The organism is Aneurinibacillus aneurinilyticus ATCC 12856 (assembly GCF_000466385.1).
Lineage (GTDB): Bacteria > Bacillota > Bacilli > Aneurinibacillales > Aneurinibacillaceae > Aneurinibacillus > Aneurinibacillus aneurinilyticus.
Window position 1 is genome coordinate 58112 of the sequence record NZ_KE952812.1, and the last position, 15012, is coordinate 73123.

The following is a 15012-nucleotide window of genomic DNA, read 5'->3' on the forward strand; positions in this document are numbered from 1 at the left end:
AAATACGCATCTTCTTCTATGTGTGCTTTGGCAGAAAGTTGCTTAAGCATATATATAGAAGAATGATGCGTATTTTTTATTGTGAACCGTGCTTTGTTATGCTGTCGGACTGTATGGTATGATGGAGGCGTATATGTATTTATCATGGGAAAGATAGGGCGTGGAATGTGAATGGAAAAGAAATTAATGATAATAGATGGCAACAGTATTGCCAACCGTGCTTTTTACGCGCTTCCCCTTCTAACGACGAATGAAGGTTTATATACGAACGCGGTATACGGATTTACGACCATGCTTTTGCGCATGCTTGAAGAAGAAAAGCCGACACATTTGCTGGTAGCGTTCGATGCGGGCAAAGTAACATTCCGTACGGAAGAATATAAAGATTACAAAGGCAAACGTATGAAAACGCCAGGGGAGCTATCGTCACAATTTCCGTTGATTAAAGAGCTGCTCGACGCGTTTGATATTAAACACTACGAGTTAAAAGGATTTGAAGCCGATGACATTATCGGGACCTTGTCGGCACGGGCGGAGGCGAATGGATTTACAACCCTTATCGTATCTGGAGATAAGGACATGCTGCAACTTGTATCTGATACAACGACGGTAGCATTAACCCGTAAAGGTATTAGTGAAGTGGAATTGTATTCGCCCGAAGAAATCGCCATCAAGTATAATTTAACACCTGCACAGATCATTGATTTAAAAGGTTTGATGGGTGATACATCGGACAATATTCCCGGCATTCCGGGCGTTGGCGAGAAAACGGCTCTTAAGCTGTTGCATGAATTCAGAACCGTAGAGGGCGTGTTAGAGCACGTATCGGAAGTGAAAGGAAAGAAGCTCCAGGAAAAGATCGAAACGCACGCCGACGATGCCAGAATGAGCAAAGAACTGGCTACTATTCTGCGTGATGCACCTGTAGAAGTTACGATCGAGGATACGATATATCAATCGTATAAAAAAGAAAAAATTATACCTGTATTGGAACGGTTTGCGTTCAAATCCTTAATGGATCGTCTCGGATTTGATGCAGTAGAAGCTAGCTCCGAGGTTGTACAAGTGAACGAAGATGTCGAATTTATAACCATTACAGAGAAAAACCGTGATGAATGGATGGGGAGGCTTACTTCCCCAATGGCGGTTATGGTCGAGGTGGATGCGGAGAATTATCATGGGGCCCCGATCCATGGTATTGGTCTTGTAAGCGGGTCTACGCGTTTGTATGTACCGTTTGAGCAAATAAGCTGGCCAGCGTTGTCTGAATGGCTGGCTAACCCGGAACAGCAGAAGTGGGTTTATGATGCGAAGCGTAGCCAGGTGGCACTTGCATGGAAGAACATTAAGCTGGAAGGTATTTGCTTTGACATACTGCTGGCGTCTTACCTGAGTAATCCTTCCGAAACAAATCATCGTCTCTGTGATGTAGCACAACGATATAATATGCATCTGACCTCTGATGATATGGTGTATGGTAAGGGGGCGAAACGCTCGACTCCAGATATGTCTGTTCTCGGAGCGCATATTGTGCGTAAAGCAGATGCCATCTATCGTTTGCATAGCAAAATGGATATAACGCTGAAAGACGAAGGACTGGATGAGCTTCTGTATGATTTAGAACTGCCGCTTGCAACAGTGCTGGGTGCTATGGAGACCAGAGGCGTAAGGGTTGACCGGGAACGTTTGGATGAGATGGGTGCGGAACTTACTGAAAAGCTGGCGTCGCTCACCGCAAGAATTCATAGGCTGGCAGGGGTTGATTTCAATATTAACTCGCCAAAGCAATTAGGTGAAATTTTGTTTGACAAGCTGCAATTGCCTGTCATTAAAAAGACGAAAACCGGTTATTCAACGAGCGCTGATGTATTGGAGAAACTGGAGCAATCGCATGAAATTGTGCCGCTTATTTTGGAGTTCCGTCAACTAGGCAAGTTGCAGTCCACATATATTGAAGGATTGAAAAAAGAAATTCATGAAGAGACAGGCAAAATCCACACTTCTTTTAATCAGGCTGTGACAGCGACCGGACGTTTGAGCAGCACGGAGCCAAACCTGCAGAATATCCCGATTCGTTTAGAGGAAGGGCGTAGAATTCGTCAGGCTTTTGTTCCATCCGAGGCAGGCTGGTTCATACTGGCCGCTGATTATTCGCAAATCGAGCTGCGCATTCTCGCACATATCTCTCAAGATGAGAACTTGCTTGACGCATTTCGTCGGGATATGGATGTTCATACACGTACAGCGATGGACGTATTCGGTGTGAAGGAAGATGAGGTTACCTCGTTAATGCGCCGTCAGGCCAAGGCTGTGAACTTTGGAATTGTTTATGGTATTAGTGATTACGGGCTATCGCAGAATTTGAATATTACCCGGAAGAAAGCGGCCGAATTTATTGAACGTTATTTCTCTGTCTATCAAGGTGTAAGACAGTATATGGATAGCAGTATTGCAGAAGCAAAGAAAAATGGCTATGTAACAACGATGTTAAAACGTCGCCGCTATTTGCCAGATATTAATAGCCGCAACTTCAATTTGCGTAGTTTTGCTGAGCGCACAGCGATGAATACGCCTATTCAGGGAACGGCTGCAGATATTATTAAGCTGGCGATGGTCAACATGGCGCAACGAATGGAAGAAGAGAGGCTGGAAAGCCGAATGTTGCTTCAAGTGCATGATGAATTGATTTTTGAGGTACCGGAGCATGAGCTTGAGCAGATGTGCAAGCTTGTACCGGATGTAATGGAGAAGGCTTTGTCGCTTGATGTACCATTGAAAGTCGATGTGAATTATGGCAAGAGCTGGTATGAAGCGAAGTAACACAACATGAGAAGGAGAGAGTTTGCATGCCGGAATTGCCTGAAGTGGAAACGGTTAGGCGTACGCTGAATAAGCTGGTCACGGGAAAGACAATCACTGATGTGATCGTAAAACTGCCAAGATTAATTAAAGCCCCGGATGATACGGTGCTATTTATTGAGCTGATGAAGGGGCAAACGATTCGCGATGTCGGTCGGCGCGGCAAGTTTTTGCTATTCTACCTTGATGACTTTGTGATGGTGTCCCATTTGAGGATGGAGGGGCGCTATGGCCTCTATCAAGAGAAAGACGATGTGGAGAAGCATACTCACGTTATTTTTCAATTTGCTGACGCCACAGAGCTTCGCTATAAAGATGTTCGGACTTTCGGAACAATGCATTTGTTTGCTAAAGGTAAGGAGATGGCGGGACCACCGTTGCATAAGCTTGGTCCTGAGCCGCTGGATAAGACGTTTACGGCGGAGCTGCTAAAGGAAAGAGTGAAGCGACGCAAAAGTAAAATTAAGCCATTGTTGTTAAATCAGGAAATAATCGTCGGGCTCGGGAATATTTATGTAGATGAGGCGTTGTTTCAGGCGGGTATTCATCCGGAGAAGGTACCGGACGAGTTGACGGATGAGCAATGGAAGGCGCTTCATATTAGCATTGTACAGATCTTGAGCGAGTCGATACTATTAGGAGGATCCTCTATTAAATCTTATGTTGATGGACAGGGACAAGAGGGGCAATTTCAGCATACACTGAAGGCGTACGGCCGTACAGGTGAGCCGTGTGTCGTATGTGGCACACCAATCGAGAAGTTTGTCGTTGGTGGGCGCGGTACGCATATTTGTCCATCCTGTCAGCCCCGCAACTAAAATGAAACTTCGTTCAGTGAGGGCATTACTGTCCGTTAAGATGGGATAAACGAGTTGCTGCAAATGAAAGGTATGTGCATATTCTCTGTGCTGTGTAGAGAAGGCACCCCTTTCTTTTCTTCTCATATACTGTACCAAGCGCCTATGAATAAGTTGGCAAAAGAAGGGCGAGATAGAGAAGGAGGAGAATGGGGTGCTGCATATTTTTTCGCTCCTGGCATTGGCCTTTGCAGTGAGTCTAGATGGATTCGGGGTCGGCGTCACATACGGCATACGCCGCATCAAGATTCCTGCGCGTTCCGTTATTATTATAACCTCGTGTTCGGCGCTGGTGATTCTTGCCTCGATGTATATTGGCAAGTGGCTGGCGTATTTTTTGTCACCTGCTGCTACCCAATATGTGGGGGGAATGATTTTAGTCGCTATTGGCTTATGGGCCATATATAATGCAAAGCTACAGGAAGCGGAGGAAGAAGGGCCGAAGCATGAGCAGCCGAATGGGGAGCCAAAGTCGCTTGTAGCATTTGAAATTAAAGCGCTTGGTCTTATCGTACAAATTCTTAAGCGTCCTACTGAAGCGGATGTGGATCGCTCCGGTACGATTTCCGCTGTGGAGGCGATGCTTCTTGGGATGGCTCTTTCTTTGGACGCATTTGGCGCTGGTATTGGTGCTGCGCTTATTGGTTATGAACCATGGGTGACCGCACTAGTTATTGGAAGTGTGAGCTGCTTATTTATCCTATCAGGACTAAAACTCGGATTTATGTATTCAGAAGTCGGTTGGTTAAAGCGAATGACATATCTTCCGGGAATTCTTCTAATTTTGTGCGGTTTTTTCAAAATGATGTGAGAGCGAGTTGAGGAGGATATGGTCATTGGATTAACAGGCGGCATTGCCTGTGGAAAAAGTACAGTATCACGAATGCTTGCAGAGCGCGATGCTCGTATCATTGATGCGGACATGATTGCACGTGAGGTTGTTCGGCCAGGTGAAGAAGCCTGGTCTCTTGTTGTCGAGCGCTTTGGACGAGACATTTTACTTGCCAATGATGAATTGGACCGGACAAAGCTGGGTTCCCTTGTTTTTTCGGACGAGCAGGCACGTCTGGATTTGAATGCGATTGTTCACCCTGCTATACGGGGACGTATGCGTCAGCTGATAAAAGAGGCGCAGGAAGAAAAAATTGCGCTTATTGTGCTTGATATTCCGTTATTGTACGAGTCAAAGCTTGAATATATGGTGGAAAAAGTAGTTGTCGTATATTGTACAGCCAACCTGCAATTGGAGCGCTTGATGGAAAGGAACGGATTTGATGAGGAAGAAGCGCGGCGACGTATCGCCTCTCAACTGTCTATAGAAGACAAACGTCTTTGGGCAGATTACGTAATTGACAACAACGGTACGCTTTCAGAAACGGAACAGCAGGTAGATGAGCTGGTAGGGATATTGTTGAATTTGGAATAAAGGCGCGCACGGATACAGGAAACTGTATGGATAAGGAGTTGGGGATGAAACGGTTAAGTCGCAGAAACACGGTGTTTTTTCTTTGCTTATTGGTAGTTTTTCTGCTGCTGGATGCACCTGCTACGTGGAAAGCGATGTACCCGATATATTACAAAGAAGAAATACGCAAATCGTCCAAGCAGTATAATGTGGATCCGTATTTAATTATGGCGATTATTCAAATCGAATCAAAATTTGATAAACATCGTATCTCCAAAAAGGGAGCAATCGGGCTTATGCAGATGATGCCCACAACGGCGGAATGGGCGATACAGAAGACCAAAATCTCACCGATGGCGACTGAATACTTGGACGAGCCGGATACGAACATATTGCTCGGAACGTGGTATATTTCCTTCCTGCATGAAATGTTTAATGATAATCCATATGCGGTCATCGCCGCGTATAATGCCGGACCAGGAAATGTTAAAAAATGGATGCAACAAGGGACATGGGACGGAACGGAGGAGCATCTTTCCAGAATTCCGTTTGGAGAAACGCGTCATTATGTACAGCGAGCATTATATTACAAGCATCGATACGAGAAAATTTATGCTGATGAATTCAGCTCTTTAAAGTAGAAGGATGGCTGCGGCCATCCTTTTTTAAGTAGTAACAAAAGTTCAGGTGGTTGGAAGGAGAAAATTTGGAAAAAAGAAGAGGTTGGATGCGCCTTGCGCTCCGGCAGAAGAAGGACCAGTGTCGATTAATCAAATCAGATGTATATAGATAGCATAGCCGATAGATTGTAATAGTCTGAAAATAATAAATTTGCGCTAGTCTATTGAAAAAAGTGTCATACTTATTATAATGAGGGTATGTAATAGTATGGAACATATCCGGGGAGGAGAACATATTAATGACGACACGCATTGCCATTAATGGATTTGGACGTATCGGACGGATGGTATTCCGTAAAGCGATGAATGATCCGGAAGTAGAAGTAGTAGCAATTAACGCTAGCTATCCCGTTGAGACGCTTGCTCATCTTATTAAGTATGACACAATTCATGGAAACATTTCCGATAAAATTGAAACGAAAGATAACATAATTATCGTAAACGGAAAAGAAACTAAAGTAGTTTCCGACCGTGATCCAGCTAATCTTCCTTGGAAGGAGTTGGATGTGGAGATTGTTATCGAAGCGACAGGAAAATTCCGCGACAAAGAAGGTGCGGGTAAACATATTAAGGCTGGTGCAAAAAAAGTAGTCATCACAGCACCGGGAAAAGACGATGATGTAACGATCGTGATGGGTGTAAACGATGATGCATACAATTATGAGGCTCATAATATCATTTCCAATGCATCTTGCACGACAAACTGCCTGGCTCCGGTAGCCAAGGTATTAGATGAAGCGTTTGGCATCGAGTATGGCATGATGACAACGGTGCATTCTTACACAAATGACCAGAAGAATCTGGATAATCCGCACAAAGATTTGCGCAGAGCACGTGCATGTGCACAGGCGATTATTCCGACTACAACAGGTGCGGCTCGTGCGGTTGGACGTGTTCTCCCACAACTGCAAGGTAAGTTGAACGGCTTCTCGCTTCGCGTTCCGACACCGAACGTATCGGTTGTAGACCTGGTTGTGAACGTAAAGAAAAGCGTGACAGTAGAAGAAGTGAACCGTGTGCTTCGTGAAGCAAGCGAAGGCCGTATGCAAGGCATTCTTGGCTTTACTGAAGAGCCGCTTGTATCTTCTGATTTTAACGGGGATGAGAACTCTTCTATCGTAGATGCGCTGTCAACGATGGTGATGGGCGAGAAGCAGGTGAAGGTGCTTGCCTGGTATGATAACGAATGGGGTTATTCCTGCCGTGTACTCGACTTGGCAAAACACGTATCCGCTGCTGCGAATGCGAAAAAAAAAGTGGAAGTAACTGTGTAAGCGTCTAATGCTTATCATGTAAAAGATGGGACAATCCGAAAAAACGGATTGTCCCGTTTTTTCATCAATAACAAATATTTAGCCTTTATGTACACATGCGAATGAATGTGAAAATAAGGCCCTTCGTTTTTTACTCTTGACGTTGGCGCTTTTCTGGGACAAACTAGGGAAAAGTACGCAATGGAGTGGGGTTGATGAGATGCGTTGTCCATATTGTGCACATAATGGAACACGGGTACTTGATTCGCGGCCAGTAAATGATAGTAAATCTATTCGGCGACGTCGGGAATGTGAGCAATGCGGCAGGCGGTTTACCACGTTCGAGATGGTGGAGGAGACACCGCTACTGGTGGTGAAGAAAGAAGGAACTCGTGAGGAGTTCAGTCGTGAGAAAATTCTGCGCGGGATTATCCGTGCCTGCGAGAAACGGCCTGTCCCGTTGGATACCTTAGAAATGATTGTGGATCAAATTGAGCGTGAATTGCGCAACGGTGGTCAAGCGGAGGTTCAGAGCAAAGATGTTGGCGAATTAGTGATGAATGCGTTGTATAACGTTGATGAGGTGGCATATGTCCGCTTTGCATCCGTGTATCGGCAGTTTAAAGATATTAATGTATTTGTCAAGGAATTGGAAGACTTAATTCATAATAGTAAGAAGAAAGAATAACGCCGAGGTATGAAGCGAATAAGGGAAGGCGAACGGAAGTGAAGATACAATTTATAGGGGGAGCGAGAACGGTAACAGGCTCTTGCTATGTGCTGGATACTGGCAGGCATAAAATTTTGATTGATTGCGGAATGTTTCAAGGGAATAAAGAGCTTGAACAATGGAATGAACAAAGTTTTCCTTTTAACCCAGGTGAGATTGCAGCGGTTGTACTGACACATGCCCACATTGATCACAGCGGCCTCATACCGAAGTTATGTAAACAAGGGTTTTCAGGACCGATTATTGCTACACATTCAACGGTGGATCTTTGTTCTATCATGCTTCCGGATAGTGGACATATTCAAGAAGCGGAAGCTGAATGGTACAATAGAAAGCGCCGTCGCCGAGGACGCCCCCAGATGAAACCGTTGTATACGGAAAAAGACGCACGATACTGTTTATCCCAGTTTCAAGGTATACCATATGATCAATGTACGCAAGTTGTACCGGGGATAACTATTCGTATGCGTGATGCTGGGCATATCCTTGGGTCGGCCATTATCGAGATGTGGGTGAATACACCGGAGATGGATAGTGCGTGTAAACTGGTATTCTCCGGAGATTTGGGAAGTAAACAGCAGGCCATTGTAAAGGATCCGGCTTTTATCGATGAGGCGGATTACGTATTCATCGAATCAACATACGGTGATCGACTGCACGGTGAACGAGTCGACCGTGGTGAAATTCTTGGTGGGATTGTCCAGACTATCCAAAAGCAAGGCGGCAATATAATTATTCCTTCCTTTTCGGTTGGTCGTACACAGGAGATTATTTATGAATTGTCCAAGCTTTTACATGAAGGGAAAATTGCGCCGCTACCAGTATTTATTGATAGTCCGCTCGCGATAGAGGCGACGCGGATATTTCGTCGTAACCAGGAGGTATTTGATGAGGAGAGCCAGCAGTACTTGCGGCAAGGAATGGACCCGCTCTCGTTTCCCGGTCTGCAATTTGTGGAGACAGTGGAGAAGTCACAGCGTCTGAACCGTGTAGTTAGCGGCACAATCATCATTTCATCAAGCGGTATGTGTGAAGCCGGACGAATTAAACACCATTTAAAGCATCATCTTTGGAGACCGAAATCCCATATTGTATTTGTCGGGTATCAGGCTCAAGGTACACTTGGACGTCGTATTGTTGACGGAGCAAGGCGGGTCCGAATTTTCGGTGAGGATATTAATGTATTGGCACATATTCATAACATTGAAGGATTTTCTGCACATGCCGATCAGGCGGGTTTGCTGGAATGGCTTGCTAGCTTTACTTATAAGCCGAAAAAAGTTTTTATTGTACATGGTGAAGAAGCCGTATCGCTTCACTTTGCCAAAACTGTGAGTGAGACGCTTGGATTGGATGCCCATGTTCCCTATCGTTTTGAGACGGTAACGTACGGCGAGGCGATAGAAATAACCGGTCATGCTTCGGCAGGGAAGGAGCCAGTAAAGCTGCCGGATGGACTTGAATATGCACTGGAAAGTGTAACACTAGCCTCATTAGAGTTACAAAATGTCCTACAGTCGCAAGCGTTATCTCCTGCCCAGAAACAAGAGGTGCTGGAGCGTCTTGCCGTTTGTGTAGAGGCGCTGGAACAGTCGGCACAAGATTGTGAAGAATAAGAAGTTCGATGATATAATATATGAGAAAGACTGACATACAGGGAGTGATATACGGGTGAGATGGCAGGAAACCGTCCCCAATGATCCCTACCTTATTCGTGTAAGGCGACCTATTAGCAATGCAGAAATCGGATACGTGATACACTTATATCAGCCGTTGGTAGGTGCGTTGCCAATTGCACTTTATCAGACATTGCTCCACAATTTGTCGCTGGCAAGCTTTTCTCCGATACAGGGGCTTCACTATGGTTTGATGGTGACGATGGCGGCGCCACTGGACGTCATTCTCAAGGCGAGACATCAATTGGAAGCCATCGGATTGCTGGAAGCTTACCAGATTGATGAAGGAGGAGAGCGAACGTTTGAATACGTGTTACAGCCCCCTCATTCTCCGGATGTGTTTTTTCGTGATGATACATTAAGCATTATGTTGCTTAACCGTGTTGGTAAGGAATTTTACCGAAAGCTCAGAAGGCGTTTTTCCATGATGGATGCGGGGCGTACACTGGACACAGCGGAACGGACCCGAATTACGAAAGCATTTGATGAAGTGTTTTATCACCTTTCTCCAAGCGAAATGAAGGTAGTAAGAGGTACAGAAACGTATCAATTTCTTCAGGAGACGGAAGAAGAGAGTCCGCTTCCATCCTTTAATCCGAGCGCAAGTGAAGTACGCAATTACTCGGAGTCCCGACTGGATTTTGAGTTTTTAGAAGCGTCGCTTCCAAAAATGGTGAAGAAACAGGGGCTGTTTACGAAAGAAGTGAAAACAGAGCTTGATAATCTTGCATTCACGTACGGGATTGATAGTGAGATGATGGCGAGATTTCTTCAAGAGCCCGTCGTTATTCCGGAAGATACAATTGATTTAATCACTTTGCGACGCAGGATAAAAGAGTGGTACGGTCAGGAGAATGGAAGGGTTCCAAAAATCGTAGCGAAGGAAGAAATTGTATTCCAATCGGACACAGAAGCGAAGGAGCAGGAACATCTGTTATCTGAAGCGGAGAATCATGCACGTTTGTTGGCCTCGCTGTCTCCATTGCAATTGATGGAATATTATCAACGGGGAGGCAAAATCGCTCCGGCTGACCAGAAAATTGTTGAAGAATTGCTTGAACAGTATCAATTGCCCCCGGGCGTGGTAAATGTGCTATTGGAGTATGTTATGCTCGCATATGATAGACAGCTTCCGAAAGACGTGATTTATAAAATAGCGGGCCACTGGAAACGGCACAACATTCAAACGGTGCAGGAAGCGAAGCGGCAGGCACGACAATTTTATCTAGAGCGCAAGAACGGCAAGACGCTTTTCTTCGATAAAAAGGCGTCTGATGAGAAAAAAACTACGGCGCGTGGGATATCCGGCGGAAGAAGCAAAAAGAAAGACGAAATTCCACCGCTTATCCTCCAACAGCTCGAACGTCAGCGCAAATTGCAGGAGCAGAAGGCGGTACCGGCAGAGCAGGGAAGTGGGCAGCCGGTATCCGATTCTGAACATGAGAAAAAGCGTCAGCGTGTAAAGGCCCTTCTGAAAGCAATGGGAGAAAACAAGCAATAGAGAGGGGGAGAGAGGAGGATGCAGCGGATGAACAAATTACTGGCTTCATATAAAATAAATGGAAAATATTCGTTCGACCAGATCGTCGATGATATAGCCCAAAGTCCTGAAGTCGTCGAGCTGCGCCGGGAGCATCCGGAGATTACTGTAGCCCATATCGCACAGTCATTGTCAAGGGTTAAACAAACGCTTGATGAAACGGAGCATTGTCGCCATTGTCCCGGTCTTGACGCCTGTCCGAACCTGCTACAGGGACATAAGGCAGCAATGGACTGGACAGGTATATCTATTGAAGTAAGGCACACACCCTGCCGCTTGTATTTGCTGGATCGTCAACAAAAGGAACGTTCCAGGCTTATTCGAACGCATCATATTCCAAAGGAAATTGTAGGTGCATCGTTTGCAGACTTGGATGCAGATGATGAGCGAATTGACGCAATAGAAGCGGTGCTGGAATTTTGCCAGCATGTCGAACCGGGAACACCAGGTGCGAAAGGATTGTATTTCTACGGGCCGTTCGGCGTAGGCAAGAGCTATTTAATGGGGGCAGCCGCCAAAAAGCTGGCTGAGAGAGGCATTGCTTCGCTAATGGTCTATACGCCCGACTTTTTCAGGGAGATTAAAGACGCGCTTGGAGACAATACCGTACAGGAGAAAATCGCTGTGCTCAAAGAAGTACCCGTGCTCATTCTCGACGACATTGGAGCGGAGACGCTGTCACCGTGGGCACGTGATGAAGTACTGGGAGCGATTCTTCAATATCGGGTGAGCGAGAACCTGCCCGTATTGTATACATCAAATTATACGTATGAACAGTTGCAGGACCATCTTGCCTATTCGCAAAAGGCCGGAGTCGAACAGTTGAAGGCGATGCGAATTATGGAACGCATTCGCTATTACACAAAAGCATATGAAGTAAATGGCAACAATCGTCGGATTCAGTAATGAAATCGCTGAGGAAGGCAAGGTGATATAAGCATGAAAAAATGGCTGCTAATAGGCCTCTCTCTTCTTGTTTTGCTAGGTATCGGTGCCAAGGTAGCGTTCGATTATGCAGCAGACAAGACGATGAAGAAAGTGACCGATGAAGTGATGAAGGACCCGGCCGTAAAAAAAATGCTAGAAGATAAAGAGCTTCAGGCTAAGCTGGAGGAAGCAGTGGAAGATCCGGCCATACAAGCTGAAATCAGCAAAGCAAATGATACTTCTGCTGTTTTGGGTGATAAGAAGGAAAAGGGTGAAAAAGAAACGGAAAAAGGACAAGGTGCCAAACAAAGTGCCAAGCAAACCATTCAATTTAAGGACAATAGTGAAGCGATGCGCTATGCTATGAAGCGCTTTTCTGTTTCCGAGATGAATGAATACCGCTCTATGGTTTCGGCCGGTCTGACAGCAGCAGACAAGAAGAAAATCAAGCAGGACATCCTCTCCCGTTTCTCGCCTGAAGAAATTAAAGCATTTATTGAAACAGCCCAAAATAACAAATAAGAGGAAGGATAGGGAGGAAAAGAAATGAAAACGTTAGGGACAGGGGAAGTTGTATTTTACGGGATGGATCAAACAGTACAACGTTTGCAAGGTGAAGTACAGATTAAAGATACGCGTGTCATCCTGTCAGAAATTATTTATTTCAACGGTAAGCCGAACGGAATGCGGGAGATTAATTTACCGCTTGATCGTTGTGTTATCCACTGGCAACCGGAAGTATATGAAGAAATTGGCTTTACAGAATAAAAGTTCGGACACCCCCTGCGTGGTAGGCAAGCAGGGGGCTTTGTGTTACGATGAAAGAGTGAATGTAACGTTTGGAGGGATACACCGTGACGATTGACCAAATATTGGAGCGGGCATTGGCTGGTGAACGGCTAGGACTAGAAGATGGCCTTCGCCTGTATGAAAGCAATGAAATAGAAAAGATAGGCCATTATGCCAATAAGGTCATGGAGAAGTGGCATCCGGAGCCGGTTACGACATTTGTAATTGGACGCAATATTAATTATACGAATATATGTGATACATACTGCCGCTTTTGTGCGTTCTATCGTGCGCCGGGCTCGAAGGAAGGGTATGTACTGCCGGAAGAAGAAATTTATAAAAAAATTCAGGAAACCGTTGATGTACAGGGGACGGAAATTTTGATGCAGGGCGGTACGAATCCGAACCTGCCTTTGGAGTATTACACCAATTTGCTGCGTGGTATTAAGCAACGTTTTCCATCAATTCAGATGCATTCGCTGTCCGTGGCAGAAATCGTAAAAATTGCAGAAGTATCGAATAAACCTATAGAAGAAACAATTCGTTTGCTTCATGATGCAGGACTCGATTCGCTGCCAGGCGCGGGAGCAGAAATTCTTGATGACCGTACCCGCAGAAAAATTAGCCGTCTCAAAGGCTCTTGGCAGCAGTGGATCGATGTCATGAAACAGGCGAATCGTGTTGGAATGTCTACAACGGCAACGATGGTTATCGGCTTTGGCGAAGCGCTGGAGGAGCGCGTGCTTCATATGCTGCGCATACGCGAAGCGCAGGATGAGATGAAAGCGGTAGGCGGCCCCGGGTTCCTGGCATTTATCTCCTGGACGTTCCAGCCAGAGAATACGAATATGAAGGCGGAAAAACAGACACCGGAACAATACTTACAAAATGTTGCTATTTCCCGATTGATGGTCGATAATATCCCGAACTTCCAATCTTCCTGGGTAACTATGGGACCGGAAGTGGGTAAGCTGTCACTTCAGTACGGCTGCAATGATTTCGGTTCAACGATGATGGAGGAAAATGTCGTATCGGCAGCAGCTTGTACGTACAAAGTAAATACGAATCACATTCTTGAATTGATTCGTGAAGCGGGCAAAATTCCGGCACAGCGCAATACGAAATACGAAATCCTGCGCGTTTTCCAAGAAGGGGATACGATGGAGACGGATTTTGTGATGCAGAACTAGTTTAGGGTACATTACGCTTATTTCAACGAATGTAGTTAAAACTTCATACGCAATTTATCGTGTATTTACACCGTTTATTGCAGGTAGTAACAACGCTTATCTTATATTTCACTTACGGAGGTGAGATATCTTGGATAAGCGTTTTTTGCTTTAATTGAGGAAGATTTCTCCGATTTTTTGTTATAAAGGAATCTGGAAAAAATTTTAAAGATAAACCTGCCGGAATTTGAAACAAATTCGTGTAGAATTCGTCTTAGAGTATAGAGTACAGAGTAGGGTAGGGAGAGAACCGTGAATAAGTTTGGCACTTTATTAATAATTTATGTAATGCTGTTGGCCATATCTGCCTGCTCATTCAACAGGGACGAAGAAGTGATGATGGACTGGCATACGAGTCCCAAGCCACAGGCGATTATGCCGGGGAATATTGCGGGTAAGACAGTAGTCAGACAGTATGCCTACAATAATATGGAGAATTGGCGACCATATGGGAATCAGAAGTGCCGAGTATTTTATCGCAGGGACATAGTGGTCGATTTCGATTATGGAGATAAGGACATGTCCAGAGGAGACATCGTCTACCATGTCGTTCCGGGAAGTGTGCGCGGTCATAGATTATCCCGTATTGTAGCATTCGGGGAGGAGCGCGTTCGAATTAAAGAAGGGCAGCTCTACATTAACGGCAAGGTACTTGATACGTTTTACGGCAGGTTTCAGCATAAAGGAATGGATCTAAAGCAATATATAGACTTACGCAAGCGAATTGATCGGGATAAGAGTGAAGCGCATGTAATGAGAATGAAAAAACAGTGCAAGGTTAATATGAGGGAGATCATAGTTCCTCAGGGCCATGTATTTGTTGTGGACGATGATTGGGTTAACGCTTATGATAGCAAGCAGTTCGGAGCGTTGCCTACAGAATATATTAAAGGCAAAGTTATCGGATATGTCGCTGGCAAAGAACAAAAGCATAAAAAGAATATACCGTTATAAGACCTGCGTTCAGTGTTGGAACACGCCCTCTCTTTCCGCATCGGAAGGACGGGCGTTTTTTGTTAATTGATTAAGAAGGTATCACGCCTGTTGATTATCCATAAGGTGGAAGA

14 protein-coding genes are annotated in these 15012 nt (G+C 45.2%); all 14 read left to right on the forward strand.

Features of this window, described 5'->3' with window-relative positions; all coding sequences use genetic code 11:
* Positions 1 to 171: 171 nt before the first annotated feature.
* The 14 genes from polA to lepB all read left to right on the forward strand — a co-directional run bounded on the left by polA (position 172) and on the right by lepB (position 14899).
* A complete protein-coding gene (gene polA / locus HMPREF0083_RS14710) occupies positions 172 to 2820 on the forward strand; it encodes a DNA polymerase I (RefSeq protein WP_021622290.1) in 2649 nt (882 codons plus the stop codon).
* 26 nt (positions 2821 to 2846) lie between these two features.
* Positions 2847 to 3677, forward strand: a complete 831-nt coding sequence (gene mutM / locus HMPREF0083_RS14715; RefSeq protein ID WP_021622291.1) for a DNA-formamidopyrimidine glycosylase — start codon at positions 2847 to 2849, stop codon at positions 3675 to 3677.
* A 172-nt stretch (positions 3678 to 3849) separates the two neighbouring features.
* Positions 3850 to 4527 (forward strand): sporulation membrane protein YtaF, encoded by a 678-nt coding sequence (gene ytaF, locus HMPREF0083_RS14720; protein WP_081696088.1) that lies wholly within the window; start codon positions 3850 to 3852, stop codon positions 4525 to 4527.
* 18 nt (positions 4528 to 4545) lie between these two features.
* Positions 4546 to 5142: a dephospho-CoA kinase gene (gene coaE, locus HMPREF0083_RS14725; protein WP_021622293.1), complete on the forward strand. Its 597-nt coding sequence runs from the start codon at positions 4546 to 4548 to the stop codon at positions 5140 to 5142.
* A gap of 44 nt (positions 5143 to 5186) precedes the next feature.
* Positions 5187 to 5762 carry a lytic transglycosylase domain-containing protein gene (locus HMPREF0083_RS14730; protein WP_040302898.1) on the forward strand — a complete coding sequence of 192 codons (576 nt, stop codon included), beginning with the start codon at positions 5187 to 5189 and terminating at the stop codon, positions 5760 to 5762.
* 278 nt (positions 5763 to 6040) lie between these two features.
* On the forward strand, positions 6041 to 7075 hold the full coding sequence (locus HMPREF0083_RS14735) for a glyceraldehyde-3-phosphate dehydrogenase (protein ID WP_021622296.1): 1035 nt from the start codon (positions 6041 to 6043) through the stop codon (positions 7073 to 7075).
* Between the two features lie 199 nt (positions 7076 to 7274).
* Positions 7275 to 7742 carry a transcriptional regulator NrdR gene (gene nrdR, locus HMPREF0083_RS14740; protein ID WP_040302899.1) on the forward strand — a complete coding sequence of 156 codons (468 nt, stop codon included), beginning with the start codon at positions 7275 to 7277 and terminating at the stop codon, positions 7740 to 7742.
* A gap of 38 nt (positions 7743 to 7780) precedes the next feature.
* On the forward strand, positions 7781 to 9400 hold the full coding sequence (locus HMPREF0083_RS14745; protein WP_021622298.1) for an MBL fold metallo-hydrolase RNA specificity domain-containing protein: 1620 nt from the start codon (positions 7781 to 7783) through the stop codon (positions 9398 to 9400).
* A gap of 55 nt (positions 9401 to 9455) precedes the next feature.
* The gene (locus HMPREF0083_RS14750; RefSeq protein WP_021622299.1) at positions 9456 to 10961 is read left to right on the forward strand and encodes a replication initiation and membrane attachment family protein; all 1506 of its coding nucleotides are present in this window, start codon (positions 9456 to 9458) and stop codon (positions 10959 to 10961) included.
* 27 nt (positions 10962 to 10988) lie between these two features.
* Positions 10989 to 11906, forward strand: a complete 918-nt coding sequence (dnaI, locus tag HMPREF0083_RS14755; RefSeq protein ID WP_040302901.1) for a primosomal protein DnaI — start codon at positions 10989 to 10991, stop codon at positions 11904 to 11906.
* Positions 11907 to 11939: 33 nt separating this feature from the next.
* Entirely contained in the window at positions 11940 to 12449 is a 510-nt protein-coding gene (locus HMPREF0083_RS14760; protein ID WP_021622301.1) for a hypothetical protein, read from the forward strand.
* Positions 12450 to 12473: 24 nt separating this feature from the next.
* The gene (locus HMPREF0083_RS14765) at positions 12474 to 12695 is read left to right on the forward strand and encodes a hypothetical protein (protein ID WP_021622302.1); all 222 of its coding nucleotides are present in this window, start codon (positions 12474 to 12476) and stop codon (positions 12693 to 12695) included.
* A gap of 86 nt (positions 12696 to 12781) precedes the next feature.
* Positions 12782 to 13906 (forward strand): cyclic dehypoxanthinyl futalosine synthase, encoded by a 1125-nt coding sequence (gene mqnC / locus HMPREF0083_RS14770; protein ID WP_021622303.1) that lies wholly within the window; start codon positions 12782 to 12784, stop codon positions 13904 to 13906.
* A 291-nt stretch (positions 13907 to 14197) separates the two neighbouring features.
* Positions 14198 to 14899 (forward strand): signal peptidase I, encoded by a 702-nt coding sequence (lepB, locus tag HMPREF0083_RS14775; RefSeq protein WP_040302902.1) that lies wholly within the window; start codon positions 14198 to 14200, stop codon positions 14897 to 14899.
* Positions 14900 to 15012: the final 113 nt, after the last annotated feature.